We start from the raw sequence: 20,770 nt of genomic DNA on the forward strand, positions 1-20,770 counted from the left end.
CCTCGTCAGAGAGGAGTTTACTCCCGGAGGCTGAGGCTTGGATGTTAGGCTGCAACAAACGATTCCCTGCCCGAGGCCCTGATGGACCCTGTTGCACCTGCCAACCATGAGCTCAAACGTGAGCTTCGCCTGTGGGACCTTGTCCCGATGCAGATTCTGCTGGTTGTGGGGATTACGTGGGCCGGGATCGCCGCGCGGCAGGGCGGGACGCACGTCTTCTTCTGGGTGGTGGCGGTGCTGACGCTGTTCATTCCCACGGCTGCGGTGGTGATGTTCTGTGTGCGGCTGTGGCCGGAGGAGGGTGGGGTCTACTCGTGGACTCGGAATGCTTTTGGACCGTTTGCCGGGTTTATGAGCGGGTGGAACTTTGCGCTTTGGGCGCTGCTGACGGTCTCGAACATCGGCATTATCACAGCGACGAGTTTGAGCTACGGGCTGGGGCCGAGCGCGGCGTGGATGACCGATAGCCATGCGCTGGTGGTGTGGCTGAGTGCGGGGCTGTTTGGGCTGATTCTGATCATCAATTTGTTTGGATTCGGGATTGGGAAGTGGGTCTCGCACTTTGGGACCGCCGTCATGGTGCTGGTGACGTTTTTGCTGATCCTGCTGCTGTTCTTTCATCCCCATGCGACGGCGGCGCATCCGCATGTGTCGCCACAGAAGCCGTTTCTGTTTGGGCTGCCGCTGCTCACGCTGCTGAGTTTGAATTTGTTTTCGAAGATTTCCTTTAATGCGCTAACGGGGCTGGAGCAGGTGGCGGTGTTTGCAGGAGAGACGAAGGACCCGGCGCGGGCGATTCTGCGCTCGGCGTGGATTGCTGCGCCGCTGATCGTGCTGATCTATGTGCTGATGACGGGGTCGATCCTGACGTATATTCCGATGGACCAGGTGGACCTGACGGGGCCGGTTCCGCAGATTCTTTCGGCGGCGTTCTCTGGTGGGAGTTCAAGCGGGCTGGATGTGGGTCTACTGCTGGGGCGGGGGGCTATTCTGGCGCTGGCGGTGGCGCTGGTGGCGCAGTATGCGGTGATCGTGGCGGAGACGAGCCGGTTGCCGCTGGTGGCGGGTTGGGATGGGATTCTGCCTGCGTGGTTTACACGGCTGCATCCGCGGTGGGGGACGCCTACGCGGGCGATTGTGGTGATCGTGGGGGCGTCGATGGTGGCGGCGCTGCTGGCGACCTCCGGAGCTGGGAAGCAGGAGGCGTTTCAGTTGATTGTGACTTCTGGGAACCTGCTTTATGGGGTTTATTACTTGATGATGTTTGCGATTCCGCTGTTTGTTGGGGCTCGGTTTTGGATGAAGGTGGCGGCGGTGAGTGGGTTTCTGGTTTCGCTGCTGGCTATGGGGTTCAATCTGGTGCCGATCGTTGCGGTGGCGAATGCGTGGGTTTTTGCGGGGAAGGTGGTGGGGGCGGCTTTGTTTTTGAATCTGGTGGGGATGGGGGTTTATTGGCGGGGGACTCGGGGGCGGGGGTAAGGGATTTTGGGTTGCAGCCTGCAGCCCGTTTTGCGGGGGGAGCCTCGGGGTACCTAGAGTGCAAAGACTCCAGCTTGAGCGAGTACTTCCCATTCATCGCGATGAAGCTTGCGATGAATGGGGCACGGATAGGGTTTGGGCTGGTTCAGGAGGGCCCGGGGCTAAAGCCCACTTTGTTTTTTGGCCGTTTACGGTGGGCTGAAGCCCACCTCTAATCCGAATGGCAACGGCGGCGGCAACGGCGGCGGCAACGGCGGCGGCAACGGCGGCGGCAACGGCGGCGGCAACGGCAACGGCAGCGGCAAGAGCAACGGCAGCGGCAGCGGCAAGAGCAACGGCAGCGGCAACTGCAGGTCCCCTTTGGGGATGACAAGCAAAGGGGCAGCGGCAACGGTCGCGGCGGGTGCTACTGCGTTACCTGGTGCCCACTACGCCTTCAGCCGACATGGATTGGACCTTGGGGGCGAAGTAGTTTTTGTCGTAGAGGCTGCGGTAGAAGAGGCCGGTGAGCTCGGCTGCTTTGGGGCCGAAGGTGGGGCGGCCGCCTTCGAGGAAGAAGACCGTGACGATGCGGCCGTTGGGTGTGTTGGCGAAGGAGCCGAACCAGCCGAAGCGCGTGCCGTTGTTGGAGCAGGTGCCGGTCTTGCCCATGACGGGAAACTGGGTGAAGCTGGCCTGGAGGCGGCGTGCCGTGCCCCAGGGGGCGGCGACCGCGCCCTGCATGCCGGGGAGCATCTCCGGGATGAGGGGGCCGATGTCCAGGGTGCGCTTGATCCTGGGCTGGAAGGCCGAGACCTCTTCCGTGGTGGTGGGGTGCTGGAGGTAGTAGAGGGTGCCCCCATTGGCGATGGCGGCGACGATGGCTCCGAGCTGGAGCGGGGTCATGGAGACCGACTCGCCGAAGGAGCACATGCGGCCTACGCCGCCGAGGGCCGCGGGGAGCTCCTGGTCTGGGTAGACGCCGAGCTGCTCGCCCTGGATGTTGTAGCCGGCGAGCTCGCCGAGGCCGAACTGGTTGGCGTAGTGCTTGACGCGCTCAAAGCCGAGGGAGCGGCCGAGGGTCTCGAAGAAAGGATTGACGGACTTGGCGAGGGCGTAGGTCAGGTCCATCTTGTAACCGCCGCCGAGGCTGACGAGGGTGTCGTGCTTGATGAGGCCTTCCTCAAGCGCGGCGAGGGCTACGGTGAGCTTGATGGTAGAGCAGGGCTCGGCTCCGGAGGAGAGGGCGAGCTTCTGGTTGACCATGGCGAGGATGCGGCCGGTGGCGGGGTCGATGGCGAGGGCGGTGCCGTTCATGTTGCCGAGGGCCTCAATGGCGGCGGCGCGGACGAGCGGATCTTCTCCGGTGGTGATGTCTCCGGTGTACTGGGAGGAGTCTGCGAAGGAGCTGGCGTAGAAGCGCTCGCCGACGAAGCGGGGGCGGGCGGGAGTGGCGGCGACGCGGATGAGGCGGCCGTGGCGGCCACGGACGAGCCTGGTGGCGACGACTTCGCGCTCAATGACGGCGACCTTGCCGTGGCGGCCCTTGACGGTGACCTTTTCCACGGCGGCGTGGCCGTGCTTTCCGCTGCGGGTGATGATGGGGGTGGTTTTTACGGCGCGGCCGTGCTCGGCTTTAGCTGCGTGTTTGGAGGCGGTGGCTTTGTGGGCGGTGGGATGCGCGGAGACGACCTTGGCTTTGGGGTGCAGGGCTGCCGCCGGGACCACTGCGACGCATGCCATTGCCAAACTGACCGAGACCCCACCGAAAAACCTGACCCAACTTCCAACCATGCCTAGACCCCTACTTCCAAGGTAATGAAACAAATCGTGCCGACTATTACACTTTCGTTCGGCCGGTTTCTATCTATGCACATTTGAGGCCATGTGCGACTTCTACAATGTTGCCGTTTTCTTATTTCGTGCTTCTGTGCGTCTCCCCGGCGAAAGGCCCGGGGCTAAAGCCCGGTTGTTGTGGGTGCCCGGGACGTGGGGCTAAAGCCCCACTCTAATCCGAACGGCAACGGCAAAGACCTCGAACGGTAACGGCAAAAGCTCCGAACGACGGACGAGCTAATTTCCGCGCCGCAGGAAGGCTGGGATGTCCAGTTCGTCCGATTCGACGGGCTCCGGGGCCATTGCGCCTGAGAATGAAGGTACGCGGACGACGGGTTCCGGGACGCCGAAGGCCTGGTGGGAATGGGTATCCTGCCCGCCTTCCACGTATTGGACGCGGCCGGGGCGGGCAAAGTCGCTACCGTCACTGCCACGGACGCGGTTGGACTCCGGGGCGATATCGTGCTCTGCGGCACGTTCACGGGCGGAGATGCGGAAGAAATCGTCGTCAAAGACACTGCGTGGTACGGGGATGAGCTCCGGGGAGTGGGCCTTGATCTCGGGCTGAGCGGGGGTTTCGGCCTGGGGCTGGACTTCGGTCTGGGTTTCGGCCTGGACTTCCATTTGGGCGGGGGCAGCTTCAGGCTCGGCCGGGGTGGCGGTCTGCTGGGGCTCAGCGGGCTTCTGGGGCTCGGCTGCCGGGAAGATGACCGGCACGGGCTCCGGGGCGCTGCCTACCTCAACGCGGGGGGTGTTGACGCGGGGGGCGATGGGGACGTCCCAGCGTGCGGTGGGGAGGGTGGTGCCGGCGAGCATGCGCTCGCGGCGGTCGCTGAGGCCGTCTTGGCCCTGGGGCTTGAAGCCGGTGGCGATGACGGTGATCTTGACCTCGTCGCCCATGGATTCGTCGAGGACTGCGCCGAAGATGATGTTGGCGTCTTCGTGGGCGGCACTCTGGATGATGCTGGAGGCTTCGTTGACCTCTGAGAGCTTGAGCGAGCTGGAGCCGGTGATGTTGATGAGGATGCCGCGTGCTCCGTCGATGGCACCGTCTTCAAGGAGCGGCGAGGCCATGGCGGCGACGGCTGCTTCACGAGCGCGGTTTTCGCCGGTGCGCGAGGCGGTGCCCATGACGGCGTAGCCCATGCCGGCCATGGTGGTTTTGACGTCGGCGAAGTCGCGGTTGATGACGCCGGGGATGGTGATGATGTCTGAGATGCCTTGGACGCCGAGGCGGAGTACGTCGTCCGCGATGCGGAAGGACTCAAAGAAGCCTGCGTCCTTGGCGACGGCGAGGAGTTTTTCGTTGGGGATGACGATGACGGTGTCGACTGACTCGAGTAGCTCCTGCATGCCGCGCTCGGCCTGCATCATGCGGCGCTTGCCCTCAAAGGCGAAGGGGCGGGTGACGACGGCGACGGTGAGTGCGCCCATCTCAGACGCGAGCGAAGCAATGACCGGGGCTGCGCCGGTGCCGGTGCCGCCGCCGAGGCCGGCGGTGACGAAGACCATGTCCGCGCCTTCAAGGGCTTCGATGATCTTGTCTGAATCTTCCAGGGCGGCGCGGCGGCCTACGTCGGGGTTGGCTCCTGCGCCGAGACCGCTGGTGAGCTTGACGCCGAGCTGAAGCTTGACGGGGGCGTTCGAGACCTGGAGGGCCTGGACGTCGGTGTTGGCTGCGATGAACTCGACGCCTTCCACGTGGGCCGCGATCATGCGGTTTACGGCGTTGTTTCCGCCTCCGCCTACGCCGATGACCTTGATGCGCGCGCCGCGGGGCATCTGATCGTGATACTGGATACGAAGGTCGTTTTCATGCATATCGGACATGGGCGGGTGAGCTCCTCAGGGTTACGTGTTAATTCTCCCATCAACAGCAAAATGGCGCACCCCGGATTTGGGCTGATTTCCTCAGCACGTATCTTGTGTGGTTCGCAAATGGTGGAAGGACGGCGGAAAAGACGCGGAAAACTAGAGCTTGAGGAAGATCTTGCGGCGATAGAGCTGGTAGATGATGAGCCAGCAGACGAAGACGTAGGCCAGGGCGTAAAGGAGCGAGGCGAAGGCTATGTCAGGGATGGCGTTGCGGAGGGCATACCAGAGGACGTGGTGGAGGCTGTGGCCGGCGATGTGGATGGTGGAGAGGATTTCTTCCAGCAGGTCCGCGAGGACGTAAGCCGCGATGGCGTTGGTGCCGAAGACCAGGAATGGCGTGAAGAAGCGCGAGCGGGCGGAGCGCTGGAGCTTCGACTCCCTTTCGGCGGGAATGTCGATGAGGGTCATGCAGGCGGCGAGGAGCAACATGCTGAGGCCGCCTGCGAAGAGGACGTAGGAGCTGGTCCACATCTTCTTGTTGATGGGGAGGGTGATGTTCCACAACAAGCCTAGGAGGATGCTGACGGTGGCTGCTCCGGCGATGCCCATGATCTTGGTGCGGAGGGCGTGCTGCGAGCGGAGGAAGAGGCCGGTGAGGAGGCCCAGGAGGGCGGTGCCGACGGCGGGGATGGTGCTGAGAAGGCCTTCTGGGTCTCGGGTGCGCTCATAGAGGTGCTGGGGGGCGAACATCCAGCGGTCGAGCCAGGCGGCCAGGTTGCCGTCGCGATCCAGGAGCGGGACGTCATGGGTGGGGACTCCGTAGCCAGGGACGGGGACGAAGCGGAGCAGAGCCCAGTAGCCGATGAGGCAGGCGGCGAGGATCACGACCTTATCCTTCCAGCTCTTGCTGATGAGGAGGAGGGAGCCGACGATGAGGTAGCAGAGGGCGATGCGGGGGAGTACGCCGACGAAGCGCATGCCAGCCAGGTGCGTGAAGGGGAAGGTGCTGGCCAGGATGCCGACTACGTAGATGAGGACTGCGCGGCGGAGGACGCTCCAGAAGAGGGTCATGCGGGGGACGTTGCGGTCCATGCGCGAGCCGAGCGAGAGGACCGTGGTGATGCCGACGAGGAAGAGGAAGGTGGGGAAGACGAGGTCGGTGGGGGTGAAGCCGTTCCACCAGGCGTGCTGGAGGGGCGCGTAGGCGTCGCGCTCACTGCCTGCGTCGTTGACGAGGATCATGAAGCCGATGGTGAGGCCGCGGAGGAGGTCGATGGAGAGGAGGCGGCTGGGGCGTTGGATGTCTCCGAGAGCCTGTTCAGTCATGCACCAAAGCCTACACTGCTCTGGGAGCGGGATCATGGGGTACAGGGCGTAGGGATGCGAAATATTTCCGAGCGGAATGGGGATGCGCCCGTCTGTCTTGTTAGAAGGAAGCTATGGCGTCGGTTGAGGGATACAGCTTGGAGTTGCCGGTGGTCGAACGCGCACGATCGGAGCAGGCCGATCTTGCGGCGCTTGTCGGCACATACTCCGGGCTGCTGTTTCGGATCGCGCACTCGGTGCTGCGGAGCCGGCATGAGGCTGAGGAAGTGGTGCAGGATACGTTTGTGCGGGTGCTGGAGCATCGGCGGGAGCTGCCGGGGGTGAGGGATGTGCGGGTGTGGCTGATTCGGATTGCATGGAATCTGGCGCTCGACCGGCGAAGGAAGATCAGGCCGGAGCAACTGGATGGTGTGTTTGCGGAGAGCCTGGCGGCGCGGAATGTGCCTGCGGATCGGGCGCTGCATGACGCGCAACGGATGAAGGTCGTGCTGGCCGAGATGGAGAGGCTGCCCAAGGCGGAGAAACATGTGCTGCTGCTTTCTGCAGTGGAAGAGATGGGCACGAGTGAGATGGCGGAGGTGCTGGGGAAGAGCGAATCGGCGGTACGGGCGTTGTTGTTTCGGGCAAGGACGCGGCTGCGGGAGCGGCTGGAGAAAGGAGGTCGCGGATGATTGAACCTAACGATAACTACGAGCGGGAGATTGACCGGGTACTGGCGGGGTTGAGGCAGGTTGAGCCGGGGACCGGGATGGAAGCGCGTGTTTTGCGGCGGCTCGAGGAGCGTGCGGAGGCGAAGGCTGCGTCGCTGTGGATGTTTCGTTTGGCTTGGGGTGGTGGTTTGGCTGTGGCGGTTGTTGCGATTGCGTTTGCGGTGCAACACTCGGGCCAGCGTGCCGCTGCTCCTGATGTTGTGGCACATGCCGTTGCTCCGATTGCAGTGACTCGCTTGCACAGCGTGCCGGTTGCACCTGCGCTGATAGTGGAGGGAATGAGACAGCCTCGGACTGGACGTGTGCGGGCTGTGCAGGCCGACGTTGCGACGACGCAACCGGATGCGATGGCGGAGAGCTTCCCTGCCCCGCCGTTGCCGTTGACGCAGCAGGAGAAGCTGCTAATTCGGGTTGCGCATCACGGTGACGAAGTGCCGGTGACGCCGCCTCCGTCCATCGCACGGGGGACCGAGATCGCCGAGCTTCGGGCTGACAGCGACAAGTTTTTTCAAGATCCAACCACAGGAGAGAACCAATGGAAACGCATCGTCGCAGAACAGGCTCCAGCAAAATGAGAGTGCTTGCCACCGCCGCATTGTTCAGCCTTACGTTTGTCACGCTGCAGGCGCAGGATGGGCCTAAGGCTGATCCACCGAAGGCAGATACTCCGAACCCGCATCACGATACGCGTCCGACCCAGACGTTCTACCTGGCTCATGCGGCTCAAGCGAATGACGGCAACGAGATTCTGACCGGGGTTCGCATCATGGTGGACCCTTTAGATAAGCTTTACCTCGATCCGTCTCTGAACGCGATCATTGCCCGCGCGAGCGCGGACGATCTTGAACTGATTGCAAGGTTGATCAAAGAGCTTGACCGTCCGCGGAAGGCGTGGCGTTTGACGTACACCGTCATCGAGCTTGATAACGGCAAGCGTGTGGGCGTGCAGCACACCTCGCTGGTGGTGCTGGAGGGTGGACGGACGACGGTGAAGAACGGCAGCAAGATCCCGCTGGCGACAGGCTCATCCAAGGGCGGGGACACGCAGTTCACTTATATCGACGTGGGATTGAACATCGATGCGTCGCTGGACGCTCTGGGCAATGGTGCTCGCCTTCGCTCCAAGATCGAACAGTCGAGCGCCGTTGAGACGAAGACGATCGCTGAGGTGACCGAGCCTGTCATTCGCCAGAGCGTCACGGAAGGTTCAGCGGTTCTGGTGCCTGGCAAGGCCGTGACGATTGGGTCGATGGATATTCCGGGAAGTACACGGCACCTGGATATCGAGGTATTGATGGACCCGGTTCCGTAGGCTGGAGCTGGGGTGGGCGTTGCCGTTGAGGGAGTCTGGGTGGAACTCCCTCAGCGGCTAAAGCCGGGTCGTGGCGGGGTGGGGATGGCGGGACTGAAGTCCCGCCCTTTCAAAGCGTGTGGCTCAAATCTTGATCGCCTTACTTGATGGCGGACTTGCCGGACGACTTATCGCCCTGCTCGTAGGTGGGGACCTTGTGGGTGACTCCGCGGAGGACGAACTCTCGGACGAGGTTGCCGGCTGCGGTGAAGCCGATGCCCAGGCCGGCGTTCTCAAAGGTGAGGGCTGCGCCGCGGCTGCTGGCGGGATGGTAGAGGTTGGAGATGGCTCCGGCGGTCATGCCGCCGAGGATGTGGGAGTAGTTGGGCTGCCACTTGCCGTTGTCTCCGCGAGCCACGACAGAACGCGTCATCGCGTACCAGGCGCGTGAGCTTACGCTGCCTGAGCCCTTGTAGAAGTAACGCGGGTCCTGGTGGAAGACCACGGGGTAGATGGCGCTGCCGAAGAAGCGGCTCACGGTGCCGGTGGTAAAGGCCGCGCCGTAACGCTGGGCGTAGCCGGGAAGGTCCTGGCCCCAGGCGCTGGGCTTATCGCGTGCCTGCTGGACGCCGGCGACGATGCCGGTTACGAGGAAGACGAATGGATCGCTGCGGGCGCGGAGGGCCATCTCAAACTTCTGCTTGGGCTCCAGCGGTGCGGCGTCCCAGATGAAGCTGCTGTAGAAGTTGGGGAAGATGCCGAGGACGCGCTGCTGCATCTCTGCCTTGATCTGCTCTTCGGCGAGTTCGCGCTCGGTGACGCGGACGGTGACGTCGCTGGAGGCGGTGGCGATGGGCAGGGCGATCTTGGGTTCTTCGTAGTGCTGGCCTTCCTTGAGGGTGATCTCAGAGGAGACGAAGGTTTCGAGGCCGGCGGAGGTGACGATGAAGTTATAGCGGCCGGCGGGGAGGTCGGCGAAGGTGAAGATGCCGTCGGGGCCGGAGATGGCGGTGCGGTCGCCTGAGACGCCGTGCTCGGTGAGGGTGAGCTTGGCGTCCGGGACGATGCCCTGGTTGACGTCGAGGACGACGCCGCGAATGCTGGCCGTGCCGGTCTGGGGGGCGTTGGGGGTCTGCTGGGCTGCGGTCGCCTGGAGTTCGAGGTCGCGGAGATGGCCCGGGGAGTCGGGCAGCTCTGTGCGGCTTAGCTGTACGGTCTGCGCGTGCGAGGGAGCGATGCCGAGACACAGCGTCGCTGCCAGAAACAAAGAAGCTACTGCCCCGCGCGAGAGAACAGACGCTCTCGCCGCGAGTTCATCCAAACCAATGAACCGTGACATATCCCACCAAGTGAAACAAAAGAGTATGCACAGAGCATACCCTCAAGACTCACGTCTGTGAGTCACAGCTTCGTAACACTTTGGTTTAGCCGGAAGTTCTGACTAGAAGCTGCCGGCAAAGATGGAGCGGAGCTTGGCTTTGAGGCCCTGCTCTTCCCCGGCGCGGCGGATCTGGGTGCGGTGGGTGTAAAGCAGCATGCCGATGGCTGCGGCGAACTCCGGCTTGACCAGCTCCTGCGGCATGCGCGAGAGGGGGACCGGGATGCCGATGCGGGCGGGGACGCGGAGGAGGGATTCTGCGTTATCCAGCAGGCCGACGAGGTTTGCGCCGCCGCCGGTGAGGACGCAGCCTGCGCCGAGGGCTTCCAGGACGCCGCCCTGGCGGAGGTTATCGCGCAGCATGGTGAAGAGCTCACGGGCGCGTGGCTCAAGAATCTCCGCGACGAAGCGCTGGCGGACGAGGCGTGCGGGCTGGCCGCCGCCGCCGATGCCTGCGAGCTGGCCGCCTACTTCAATCTCTGCGAGCGTGGGGACGCTGGTGACGACGCAGTTGCCGTAGAGCTGCTTGATCTGCTCGGCTTCTTCTACACTCACATGCAGCCCGACCGCCAGGTCGTTCGTGAAGTGGTCTCCGCCGATGGGCAGGACGGCGGTGTGGGCGATGGAGCCTTCAAAGTAGATGGCCAGTTCCGTGGTGGATGCGCCGATGTCTGCGAGGCAGACGCCTAGTTCGCGCTCGTCGGCTGAGAGGACGGCCTCTGCGGAGGCGATGCCTTCAAAGACGGTGTCTTCGACTTCAAGGCCGGCGCGGTTGGCGCAGGTGATGACGCTCTGCGCGATGCCGCCGGAGCAGGTGGAGAGATGGAGGTTGACCTCAAGGCGGTTGCCGACCATGCCGACGGGGTCGTGGATGCCAGCCTGATCGTCCAGGATGAACTCCTGTGGGAGGAGGTGGAGGACCTCACGGTCTGGCGGGAGGGGCACGCTGCGGGCGCGGTCTACTGCGGCGCGGACCTCCTCGCGTGTGATCTCCCGCATGCGGCTGCCCATGGAGATGCCGCCGCGTGAGTTGATGCCACGGACGTGGGTTCCGCCTATGCCGACGACGGCGTTTTCAATGGTGGCCTTGGCGACGCGCTCCGCGGTGAGGGCGGCCTGGTTGATGGCCTCGGCTGCCGGACCAAGCTCCGCGATCAGGCCCTTGCGCATGCCGCGCGAGGCTTCGATGCCGTGGCCGCGATAACGCAGGACGCCATCGGCCACCTCAGCCACCAGCACGCAGCTCTTGTGGCTTCCGGCGTCGAGAACGGTGATCAGGTTTTCAGGCTTGGGTGTCATTGGGGTTCAACCGCCATCGGATTATGAATGTGCATGGGCGAGACGTAAGGCTTGGGGGCGGGCGTCGCAGCGGGTTTGGTTGCGGCCGGCTTGTGGGCGACTGCGGGCTTAGCGACCGTGGGCTTCACCCATGGCTTATGCGCGGCGGGCGTGGGGGCCTTGGTGGCTGGTTTGACTGTGGGCTTCAGGGCTGTGGGCTTGGGCAGGTTCTTATTCTTGCCGCCGAGAATGCCTCGTTCAGCAACCGCCTGCGCTCCGGCTACGCGCTTCTTCTCTTCCTCAGAGACGGGGACGGCGTTGCCAGGTGCCATCTCGAGGACGACCTCGCGCTCATAGCGCATGTCGGCTGAGGCGAGCTTGGGGTACTGCTGCTTCCACTCCGGGAGGCGCTGCTCAAAGCGCTGGTAGCGGGCGAGGAAGTCGTCGTCGCCGAAGTGGACGAGGATGTCGCGGGTATCGGGGCCGGTGCCGCTGGGGATGAGGGCCTTGATGTCTTCGGGGCTGGAGAGATCGACCTCGCTGAGCTTGTCGGAGATCTTGTCTTTGCCTGCATCGAGCGCGTCCAGGAAGCCCTGGTAGAGCTTCATGCGGGCCGCGCGGGTGGAGATCGGCATGTCCGCCGTTACGCCGGTTACGACCGGGAAGGAGTAGTGATTGTCCGAGGCTGCTTCCGGGGAGAGATCGAGGAGGACGCCGGTCTTGTCTACGAGGCCGATGTGGCCGCCCTGGCGGACGAATGCGACGGGCACGCGTTCGATGATGGCTACGCGGACGTGGTTGGGGAGCAGGCGCATGACGGTGGCGTGCTCGACCCAGGGGAGCTGCTCGAGCTCTGCTTTGCGGTCTGCGAGATCGACGGTGAGGATGTTGCGGTCGACGTCCTCGCCGAAGACGCTGAGGAGCTGCGGCCGGGTGAGGCGACGGTTGCCTACGATCTGGATTGAGGCGGAGGAGGCGATGGTGAGGCGCGGATCGTGCAGGAGCGAGCTGCGCGCGGCCCAGAGGACGGCGGTGAAGCCGACCAGGCCGGTCAGTACGACGACCCCGGCTGCGATGCGCCCGGCGACGCTGCTGGGGACGCCGCCTTTGAGGCGGAAGCGGAGGCCGGTGAAGCGCTGGCCGTGGGCGCGGGTGTATCCGTCGTCGTCTCCGGCGGCGGCGGAACGGCGGGTCTGCTTGCTTGCGGGCCGTGCGAAGTCGTCGCTGGTATCGCGCCCGGCGGCTGGGGGCTTGGACACCCGCCGCGGAGTCACGGTCTGGCCGGCGCTTTTGGACGCATACGTCTTCTCTGGCACTTCAAGCACCGGGGACCCACCCTTCACACATGAAACAAACTATCCGCAAACCCGAGCAAGGCCGCGAGAATCGCCGATCTCAATATATCGCGGTTATCGCCTGTTCTTCGCGGGGATGCGGGGGGAGTATCTGCCTCGGAACTCTTGTGAGGCAGGGCCTAGAGCCTAGAGACCAGGGCCTAGAGACCAGGGCCTAGAGCCTAGGGACTAGGGCCTAGCGGGCAACGGCTCGGTTCTACTTCAGGGCTTCCAGGAGTTGGGGGGCTATGGCGGAGACGTTTCCGGCTCCGAGGGTCATGATGACGTCGCCGGGACGGGCCTGGGCTGTGAGGGCGGCGATTGCGGCGGCTACGGATGGGGCGTAGGTGGCGCGGCCGTCGGTTTGTTGGGCGATCTGCTGGGCGAGGGCTTCGCCGGTGATGCCGGGGATGGGCTGCTCGCTGGCGGCGTAGATGTCCAGGATCTGGATGGCGTCGGCGTCGCCGAAGGCTGCGGCGAACTCCGGCATGAGGTCGCGGGTGCGGGTGTAGCGGTGGGGCTGGAAGACGACCAGGACCCTGCCGTAGCCGCAGTCGCGTGCGGCTTTGAGGGTGGCGGTGATTTCGGTGGGGTGGTGGCCGTAGTCGTCTACGACTGCGATGCCGCCTACGGTGCCCTTGAGCTGGAAGCGGCGGTCTACGCCGCGGAAGGTGGCTAGACCTTTGGCGATGGACGCTGGATCGATGCCGAGCTGCACGCCGACGGCGATGGCGGCGGTGGCGTTGAGGACGTTGTGGCGGCCGGGGACGTGGAGCTCAAAGGGGCCGAGGAGCAGGCCGCGGTAGTTGACCTCGAAGGTGGAACGAACCCCATCTACGCCAGGGAGCATTTCGAGGCGGAAGTCGGCGTCGTGCGATTCGCCGTAGGTGTAGACCTTGCGGCGGACGCGGGGGAGGATGCCGCGCAGACGCTCGTTATCGATGCAGGCGGTGGTTGCGCCGTAGAACGGGAGTGCGTCCATGAACTGAAGGAAGGCGGCGTCTACGTCGTCCATGGTGGGGTAGCAGTCGGTGTGCTCGCGGTCGAGGTTGGTGACGACGGCGAGGATGGGGGAGAGCTTGAGGAAGGAACGGTCGCTCTCGTCTGCCTCCGCGACGAGGTATTGTGACGTCCCGAGGCGTGCGTTCGAGCCGAGGGCGTCTACTCTTCCGCCTACTACGACGGTCGGGTCCAGACCTCCGCCTGCGAGGACCGCGGCGATCATGCTGGTGGTGGTGGTCTTGCCGTGCATGCCTGCGACGGCGATGCCGTACTTCAGGCGCATGAGCTCAGCGAGCATCTCCGCGCGCTGGATGACGGGGATCTTGCGGGCGCGGGCCTCGAGGACCTCCGGATTGTCCTTGCTGACGGCGGAGCTGGTGACGACGACGTCGCTGGCGGCGGCGTTGGCGGCGGCGTGGCCGATGTAGATCGTCGCGCCCATCTTTTCAAGGCGCTCCGTGACGGCGGAGCCACGAAGGTCTGAGCCGGAGACGCTGTACCCCATGGTGACGAGGATCTCTGCGATCCCGCTCATTCCGATTCCGCCGATTCCGATGAAATGAACCCGCTGCGTCGCCGCAAAAAGAATATGCCCCGGCACAAACATCGCTGACCTTACCTCAGTTCCCCACTCTATCAGCGACGGCGGTTCGCTTCTTTCTGTTGGAGTTTTGAAAGTCGAGATCGCATGGGCGATTTTCGGACCGGGCTTGAGGACGCTGTTTTCATGGCGTAACGGAATGTGGAAAACAAAGGCAAATTCTCAATCGAAACAATTCCTTTGACAATCGTGTGGATTACCTTTTACTGTGGTGACGGGTACTCTTACCCATTTGGAGCAATCATTATGCGTACTATCGTGGCCATCCTCGCGCTTTCGTCGGCGTCCGTTTTCGCGCAGACGAATGCACCTGCTCAGCCCAGCTCTACGCCTGCCCTCCAGTCCACCCTCGTCCAGTCCGCCGGCCTGTTGGCCGCCAACTCCGCAGCGTCTGCCGCGGCTGCAGCCACGACGACCACCCGGCGCGTTTCAACCGGCGTGACCCCGCTGAAGCTGGTTCACTCGGTCGAGCTTGGCCAGACCCGCTCCTACTCGGCCCACGGCTTCAACGGCGACCGCAGCGTTGTGATCGAAATGATCGTCGACGAGACCGGCAAGCCGGAGAACCTGAAGCTGACCAAGGTTGCAGACCCCATCACGAACGCAGAGGTTCTGGAAGCCGTCTCCCAGTTCCGCTACGAGCCCGCGAAGGTCAGCGGTGTTCCCACTGCAGTTCCTGTGACGCTTAAGTACAACATTACGCACAACCAGTAAGCAGCGGTTGCCTGGGCCCTTGAGGGGTGGACGCTTCGGCGTTCGCCCCTTTTCCTTGTGGGGGGCCGGGTAAGGGCTAGAATCAACACAGGTTTTTACGCGTCTAACAGGTAGAAGTCAGGTAGCACCGCAGCTTGTTTTACTGGAGTACTCCCCATGTCTTACGACGTCAATCGCAGCCTCGATCCCCGCACCGGCACCTGGTCCACCCTCATCGACGTACCGCGCGAGGAGACCGCGTCTCTGCTTTCCAAGGTCCTGGCGATCACTTCGCTGGGCTTCCTGATCACCGCCTTCGGCGTTCGCACGGCTCCGGTCTGGAGCACCCTGCCTGGGCTGATCGCGGTCTTTGCGCTGATCTTCGCTATCTCTGCCGCGCGTAAGGCGAACGCCTCACTTGCGCTGGGGCTGTTTCTGCTGCTGACCTACTTCATGGGCTGGGAGATCGGGCCGCTAATTCACCGGTATATGCAGACGGTTGGGCCGGCGATCGTCTTCAAGGCGGCAGCGACGACTGGGCTGGGCATGGCTGCGATGGGCATCGTCGCGTATCTGTTCAACATCAACTACCGCCGGGTAACGGGTATTGCATCCGCCGCGCTGCTGCTGCTGGTCCTGATGGGGATTGCGAGCATGTTCTTCCACTTCCTGCAGCCGGATACGTACTCGTGGCTGACGCTGGGGGTGTTTACGCTGCTGACGGTGGGTGACTTTGCCCGCATTCGCGCGGGTGGCGATGGACAGTCGGCTGTCTCGCTATCGCTCTCCATTTATCTGGACGCCATCAACATCTTCCTGGCGGTGCTGCAACTGATGGGCGGCGGCCGCCGCCGCAACTAACCCTTATCGCAATCCGCAAGGCCAGGCATCATGCCCCCCACACAGCACGGAACGATCGACGATGTGGGCCAGGGCATGATGCCTTTCTGTTTGACGCGCGTGTTGCCGGCGCTGCTGTGCCTGGGACTGGCAGCGGCGGCCTCCGGGCAGGTGGGTTCCGGCGCTCCGGATGCCTCCGGGCCCGCACAGCGATTGAGCAAGTCCAGCACGGCCACGCCGGAGAATGCGCAGACTGACGACCTCTCGAAGATGCGGGGGCAGGCGCTCGACCAGGATGCCGCCGTGCTGTCCACGGTGCCGCCGGATCCGCTCTTCCACAGAGACCCGCTGCGCTGGGGCATGGTGCCGTTCGATGCGACGTTCAACGGGCTCCAGAGGAAGGAAGGGATTACCTTTGCCGGGAGCTATACGCTGCTGGATCAGTACGCGACCAAGACCCCGGATGGTGTGCGCCACAATGCGGGAACGGGACGGTTCGACCTGGTGGGTGGGTGGAAGGCTTACGATCATGGTGGCAATGCGGGCTCGTTCAGTATGCTGGTGCGGTCGGGCACCAACATCGGCGTCAGCGAGCAGTTCAACCTGAGCAATGCGCTGGGCTCGGGACTGGTGCTGAACTGCCTGCAGGGCGGGGCGGCGCAGGATACGATCTCGCTGAACATCCTGTACTACCGGCAGGACTTCTATAAGAGGAAGTTTGCGTTCTATATCGGCAAGCTGCACCCGAATGAGTTCATCTCGCTGAGCCTTTACAACAACGACGAGCGCAGCCAGTTCCTCAACGCGCAGAACGACGGCAACCTCACGATTGCATCGGATGGAACCTATGCCGGCGGTGCGGCGCTGGAGTACCAGGTGACGCAGCACTTCTACATCCACACCGTCACTGTCGATACGGAGGGCGGGGAGCAGCGCAACCTGAGGAGCCTGGCGGATAAGAAGTATATGAACGCGGTGGAGTTCGGGTGGAAGAGCGGTGCGCCGACCCGGCAGGAGCATCTGTTCCGGCTGGCCCTGTGGCGGGACGACACCGCACACCTGGGGAGCGGAGCGGGTGCGGGCTTTGGATCAGACTACGAGCTGAAGAGCGGATGGGTGCCGTTTGGGAGGCTGGGCGTTGCGACCGACTCAGGGACTTCCATCAAGCGGGTCTTCGACGCGGGAGTGGCCCACATACGGCCGTTCGGACGGCGCGGCGATATGTTTGGTGCGTCCATCAACATCACCGATCCCAGCCACGGCGCGAAGCACCACGAGAGCTTGTTCGAGACCTTCTACCGGGTGCGTGTGACGCGCAGCTTTGAGGCAGGGCCGGATCTGGAGATTTCCATCCACCCGACCAACAGCCCCAACGCCTACGTGACCGCGCTGCTGGGCATGAGGGTGAAGCTGATCCTGTAAAGGAATGGCCTCCGTAGATGTACGCATAGTTCCGTGCGTACGAAATCCGTACAATCAGCGCAGTAACCCAACAGCCCAAACCCCTGTCCTGCCCCATGCCGGGAGATTCGTCTTTCTCCGCCCCAACCAAGGAGCCCCATGCCCGTCTGTAGCCGCCTCATCGTCGCCGCCGCCACGCTCTTTGCTCTCGCGCCCTTTGCTTCAGCCCAGCAGCCCCAAAAGCTTCTCGCCACGCCGCAGACGATCGTCTGGGGCAACTACAACGGCATGGCCAAGCCCGCGCTGACGGTCAAATCGGGCGATACGGTCGCGATCCAGACGCTTTCCACCTGCGGACCGGCTGCGAGGCTGATGGCAGCAGGGGTCGATCGCAAGGACATTCCGACTTACGTCGACGATATTTACAGCAACTTCCCTGCCACGGAGAAGGGTCCCGGCGGCCACATTCTGACTGGTCCGGTTGCCATTGAAGGCGCGAAGGCGGGCGACGTGCTGGAGGTGCGGATTCAGAAGATCGATATCGACGTGCCGTGGGCGTGCAACTCGTTCGGCGCGGGACGGGGATTCCTGCCGGATGACTTTCCGTACAGCCGTACGAAGATCATTCCGCTGGATCGGGAGAAGATGATTGGACACTTCGCTCCGGGGGTCGATATCCCGCTGCATCCGTTCTTTGGGTCCATGGGGATCGCGACGCCGGGCGGTAAGTCCGACTCCGCGCCACCGTGGATGAACGCCGGCAACATGGATAACAAGGAGATGGTGGCGGGAACCGTCCTCTACATCCCGATCAATACGCCGGGGGCGAACTTTGAGGTGGGCGACGGGCATGCCGGGCAGGGGAACGGCGAAGTCGATATCACGGCCATGGAGACGCAGCTGACGGGGACTTTTGAGTTCATCCTGCACAAGGGCTCGCTGACGGACCCCACGCGGCTGGTGTGGCCGCGCGGCGAGACCCCGACGCAGTACATCGCGATGGGCTTTCATGAGGACCTCAAGCGCGCGACCGAGATGGCGGTCAGGAACATGATTACGTTCCTGAGCGAGCAGAATCCGGATCATCCGCACCTGTCTCGCGAGGATGCGTATTCGCTGATCTCAGTCTCGTGCGACGTTGATATCACGCAACTTGTGGACCTGCCGCGCGTGGGAGTCCACGTGATGTGCCCGAAAAACATGTTTACAAGCACGAAATAGGCCAAAAGGGTGCGGTTACTAGAGTGCCGTACCCTTTGCCGCAACCTATTTCCGGCATTTGTGTCTAAACAAGGGAGCCTGAATCCGGAAACACGGATGACTCAAGCCGAACTCCTCGCACTCCCGGAGCATCAGGGACAAACGAAGGATTCCCCGGCGGTAGGGGACCTCATGGACGCACGCAACGCTCTCAAGCTTTCGCTTACGACTCTCGCCTTCGCCGGTGCGCTGGCCTTCTCCCCGCAGGCCGCGTCCGCCCAGTACAACCAGGGCGTGCAGCCCTATAACAACCAGGATCCCCAGAACTACGCTGCTCCGGCCCAGCAGCAGTACGGCCAGCAGCAGCCTTACGTCAACCAGCCCTACGGCAACAATGCCTATGGCGTTCAGACGTACGGCAACCAGGCTAACCCCCAATATCAGGGTCAGGCGCAGCAGTATCAGGGGCAGCAGCCCTACGGTGATCCCCAGCAGCAGCAGTACGGCCAGCAGGGTCCCCCGACCGATCCGCAGGACTTCGTCCAGCAGGCTCCGCCGCCGCTTCCGGACTATGACCAGCCTGAGGCTCCGGCCGACGGCGATATCTGGACCCCCGGCTACTGGCAGTGGGGCGGCAACGGCTATGTCTGGGTTCCCGGCGCCTGGGTTGAGCCGCCCTATACCGGCGCGCTCTATACCCCCGGCTACTGGGGCGATGGCGACAACGGCTACTTCTGGAACGCTGGTTACTGGGGACCAACCGTCGGCTACTACGGCGGCATTGACTACGGCTTCGGCTACTTTGGCGTAGGCTTCTACGGCGGCTACTGGAATGGCGGGCGCTTCTTCTATAACCGCGAGTATGGCCATTTCGGCCGTGCCTTTGGTGGTCACTTCTACAGCCAGCACTATGCCGGTGTAGGCGGAATCCACCCGGGCGGCAGCAGCTTTGCTTCGATCAATCGCGGACGCGGTTTTGGGATCAATAATCGTGCCGGAACGTTCAATCAGCAGGGCAACAGCTTCCGCAGCCAGGGCTTCAACGGCAATAACAACGCGGGCAACCGTGGCGGGATCGGGTACCAGGGCTACGCGGGGAACCGCGGCGGCTTTGGTGGCGGTACGCCTGCAGCTGGCAACAACGTTCGTGGAGCCACGGGAACACCGTTCCAGGGCGGCGGCGCACGCGGCTTCTCCGGTAATCCCGGAAGCAACGCTGGCGGGGGTGTTCACACGGCTCCCAGCGGCGGAGGCAACTTCGGCGGTGGTGGGGGTGTTCGCACGGCTCCCAGCGGCGGGGGCAACCCGGGCGGTGGGGGCGGCGGCTTCCACGGTGGAGGCGGCGCACCTGCTGGCGGAGGAGGCGGCGGCTTTCATGGTGGTGGCGGCGGTGGCGGAGGCTCCCACGGCGGTGGGGGCGGCGGTCATCGCTAATCCCTAGACGCTAAACAGAATGACAAAGGCGAGCCAGTTCAGCGGCTCGCCTTTTTGCTTTTCGTGACCACTGAGAACGGACCACTGCGAACTTAGTTTGGCGTCTTCCTTGAAACCCGCAAAGCCATCCCGGCGATGCGCTCCAGTGCGCCTGGATGTGCCAGTGTTCTGGCGTTCGCGCCCATCTCCACGAGGCCCGGCGCATCGTTCAACATCCGCGTGAGCTCTTCCAGCAGACCCTCCGGCGTCAGGCCTGCCTGGATCATCATCGTGGCTGCGCCAGCCTGCACCAACACTTCAGCGTTCTTTCTCTGGTGGTCGTCGGCGGCCTGGGGGAACGGCACCAGGAGTGATGGCCGTCCGCTCGCCGCGAGCTCCGCTACGGTGCTTCCGCTGCGTGCGAGGACCAGGGTACAGGCGGCGTACTGGTGGGGCATGTCGTCGATGAACGCCCTGACCTCCCAGCGGGAGGGGTCGGCTCCGCTGGCTGCGAAGGCGGCGGTGGTTGCCTCGATGTGCCGTGCTCCGGCTTGATGGAGGATCGTCAGGCCGGGGACCGCCTCCAGCAGTCGCGAGAGGATCAGCGGCATGGTGTCGTTGAAGATCTTTGCGCCCTGGCTCCCTGCGGTGATGAGGAGCCTGGGAGTTTGAGCCTCGGTGAGGGGAGCGACGTCGAAGATCGTCGCGCGGACCGGCACGCCCGTCACTGTGGCGTTCCTGAAGTACTTCGTCGTCTGCGCGTAGCTCACTGCGGCCGCGCTTACGAACTTTCCGACCAGCTTGTTCGTCAGGCCCGGGACGGCGTTGGGCTCGTAGGCGACGGTCGGCACGCGCAGCAGGAGTGCCGCCATCATCGCAGGGCCTGACGCGTATCCGCCTACGCCTACGACCACGTCCGGCTTGAACTCCCGCAGCATCGCCACGCATTTTGCGATGCCCAGTGGCAGATCGCCGAGGGTGCGCAGGCGTGTCGCGAGGCTGACGCCCTTCAACTGTCCTACATGGATGAGTTCCAGAGAGAAGCCGGCCTCAGGGACCAGCTTGGTTTCAAGCCCGCGTGCAGTGCCCACGAACCGCACCTCGGCCCCGGCGGTGTCTCGTAGCTCACGCGCAATCGCCAACCCGGGGATGACGTGCCCACCGGTTCCCCCACCCGCAATCAAAACCTTCACC

At 63.7% G+C, this 20,770-nt stretch carries 18 protein-coding genes; 9 read left to right on the top strand and 9 right to left on the bottom strand.

What is annotated here, in order from left to right:
- Positions 1-81 precede the first annotated feature (81 nt).
- Positions 82-1,479, top strand: coding sequence for an APC family permease (locus ACIX9_RS13435; protein ID WP_013581033.1), 1,398 nt, complete (start codon positions 82-84; stop codon positions 1,477-1,479).
- A 188-nt stretch (positions 1,480-1,667) separates the two neighbouring features.
- On the opposite strand, the gene ACIX9_RS26475 is transcribed toward ACIX9_RS13435, so the two are convergent.
- The 4 genes from ACIX9_RS26475 to ACIX9_RS13455 all read right to left on the bottom strand — a co-directional run bounded on the left by ACIX9_RS26475 (position 1,668) and on the right by ACIX9_RS13455 (position 6,435).
- Positions 1,668-1,856, bottom strand: a complete 189-nt coding sequence (locus ACIX9_RS26475) for a hypothetical protein (RefSeq protein ID WP_083808448.1) — start codon at positions 1,854-1,856, stop codon at positions 1,668-1,670.
- Between the two features lie 37 nt (positions 1,857-1,893).
- Positions 1,894-3,201 (bottom strand): penicillin-binding transpeptidase domain-containing protein, encoded by a 1,308-nt coding sequence (locus ACIX9_RS13445; RefSeq protein WP_157477555.1) that lies wholly within the window; start codon positions 3,199-3,201, stop codon positions 1,894-1,896.
- Between the two features lie 330 nt (positions 3,202-3,531).
- Positions 3,532-5,124, bottom strand: a complete 1,593-nt coding sequence (ftsZ, locus tag ACIX9_RS13450; RefSeq protein WP_013581035.1) for a cell division protein FtsZ — start codon at positions 5,122-5,124, stop codon at positions 3,532-3,534.
- Between the two features lie 141 nt (positions 5,125-5,265).
- Complete coding sequence (locus tag ACIX9_RS13455) at positions 5,266-6,435, bottom strand: acyltransferase family protein (RefSeq protein WP_013581036.1); 1,170 nt, start codon at positions 6,433-6,435, stop codon at positions 5,266-5,268.
- Between the two features lie 113 nt (positions 6,436-6,548).
- Between ACIX9_RS13455 and ACIX9_RS13460 the strand changes: the two genes are divergently transcribed.
- The 3 genes from ACIX9_RS13460 to ACIX9_RS13470 are packed head-to-tail and all read left to right on the top strand — an operon-like array spanning position 6,549 to position 8,457.
- Positions 6,549-7,106: an RNA polymerase sigma factor gene (locus tag ACIX9_RS13460; protein ID WP_013581037.1), complete on the top strand. Its 558-nt coding sequence runs from the start codon at positions 6,549-6,551 to the stop codon at positions 7,104-7,106.
- Positions 7,103-7,720 carry a hypothetical protein gene (locus tag ACIX9_RS13465; RefSeq protein ID WP_013581038.1) on the top strand — a complete coding sequence of 206 codons (618 nt, stop codon included), beginning with the start codon at positions 7,103-7,105 and terminating at the stop codon, positions 7,718-7,720. Before ACIX9_RS13460 ends, ACIX9_RS13465 begins: the two co-directional genes overlap by 4 nt.
- Positions 7,681-8,457 (top strand): secretin N-terminal domain-containing protein, encoded by a 777-nt coding sequence (locus ACIX9_RS13470; protein ID WP_013581039.1) that lies wholly within the window; start codon positions 7,681-7,683, stop codon positions 8,455-8,457. The genes ACIX9_RS13465 and ACIX9_RS13470 overlap by 40 nt, the downstream gene beginning before the upstream one ends.
- A 139-nt stretch (positions 8,458-8,596) precedes the next feature.
- Here ACIX9_RS13470 and ACIX9_RS13475 read toward each other — a convergent pair whose 3' ends face one another.
- The 4 genes from ACIX9_RS13475 to murC all read right to left on the bottom strand — a co-directional run bounded on the left by ACIX9_RS13475 (position 8,597) and on the right by murC (position 14,035).
- Positions 8,597-9,775, bottom strand: coding sequence for a carboxypeptidase-like regulatory domain-containing protein (locus ACIX9_RS13475; RefSeq protein ID WP_013581040.1), 1,179 nt, complete (start codon positions 9,773-9,775; stop codon positions 8,597-8,599).
- Between the two features lie 102 nt (positions 9,776-9,877).
- Entirely contained in the window at positions 9,878-11,113 is a 1,236-nt protein-coding gene (gene ftsA / locus ACIX9_RS13480) for a cell division protein FtsA (RefSeq protein WP_013581041.1), read from the bottom strand.
- Positions 11,110-12,408: a cell division protein FtsQ/DivIB gene (locus tag ACIX9_RS23880; RefSeq protein ID WP_157477557.1), complete on the bottom strand. Its 1,299-nt coding sequence runs from the start codon at positions 12,406-12,408 to the stop codon at positions 11,110-11,112. The genes ftsA and ACIX9_RS23880 overlap by 4 nt, the downstream gene beginning before the upstream one ends.
- Positions 12,409-12,643: 235 nt before the next feature.
- On the bottom strand, positions 12,644-14,035 hold the full coding sequence (murC, locus tag ACIX9_RS13490) for a UDP-N-acetylmuramate--L-alanine ligase (RefSeq protein WP_013581043.1): 1,392 nt from the start codon (positions 14,033-14,035) through the stop codon (positions 12,644-12,646).
- A 240-nt stretch (positions 14,036-14,275) separates the two neighbouring features.
- Here murC and ACIX9_RS13495 point away from each other — a divergent pair, with 240 nt between their 5' ends.
- The 5 genes from ACIX9_RS13495 to ACIX9_RS27410 all read left to right on the top strand — a co-directional run bounded on the left by ACIX9_RS13495 (position 14,276) and on the right by ACIX9_RS27410 (position 19,597).
- Positions 14,276-14,743: a TonB family protein gene (locus ACIX9_RS13495; RefSeq protein ID WP_013581044.1), complete on the top strand. Its 468-nt coding sequence runs from the start codon at positions 14,276-14,278 to the stop codon at positions 14,741-14,743.
- Positions 14,744-14,899: 156 nt separating this feature from the next.
- Positions 14,900-15,583 carry a Bax inhibitor-1/YccA family protein gene (locus tag ACIX9_RS13500; RefSeq protein ID WP_013581045.1) on the top strand — a complete coding sequence of 228 codons (684 nt, stop codon included), beginning with the start codon at positions 14,900-14,902 and terminating at the stop codon, positions 15,581-15,583.
- Positions 15,584-15,613: 30 nt separating this feature from the next.
- Positions 15,614-16,984, top strand: coding sequence for a carbohydrate porin (locus ACIX9_RS13505; protein WP_013581046.1), 1,371 nt, complete (start codon positions 15,614-15,616; stop codon positions 16,982-16,984).
- Positions 16,985-17,122: 138 nt separating this feature from the next.
- Complete coding sequence (locus tag ACIX9_RS13510; protein ID WP_013581047.1) at positions 17,123-18,184, top strand: acetamidase/formamidase family protein; 1,062 nt, start codon at positions 17,123-17,125, stop codon at positions 18,182-18,184.
- 96 nt (positions 18,185-18,280) lie between these two features.
- Positions 18,281-19,597: a YXWGXW repeat-containing protein gene (locus ACIX9_RS27410; RefSeq protein ID WP_013581048.1), complete on the top strand. Its 1,317-nt coding sequence runs from the start codon at positions 18,281-18,283 to the stop codon at positions 19,595-19,597.
- A 92-nt stretch (positions 19,598-19,689) separates the two neighbouring features.
- On the opposite strand, the gene murG is transcribed toward ACIX9_RS27410, so the two are convergent.
- On the bottom strand, positions 19,690-20,769 hold the full coding sequence (gene murG, locus ACIX9_RS13520) for an undecaprenyldiphospho-muramoylpentapeptide beta-N-acetylglucosaminyltransferase (protein WP_013581049.1): 1,080 nt from the start codon (positions 20,767-20,769) through the stop codon (positions 19,690-19,692).
- Position 20,770 lies beyond the last annotated feature (1 nt).

This window comes from Granulicella tundricola MP5ACTX9, assembly GCF_000178975.2.
Taxonomy (GTDB): domain Bacteria; phylum Acidobacteriota; class Terriglobia; order Terriglobales; family Acidobacteriaceae; genus Edaphobacter; species Edaphobacter tundricola.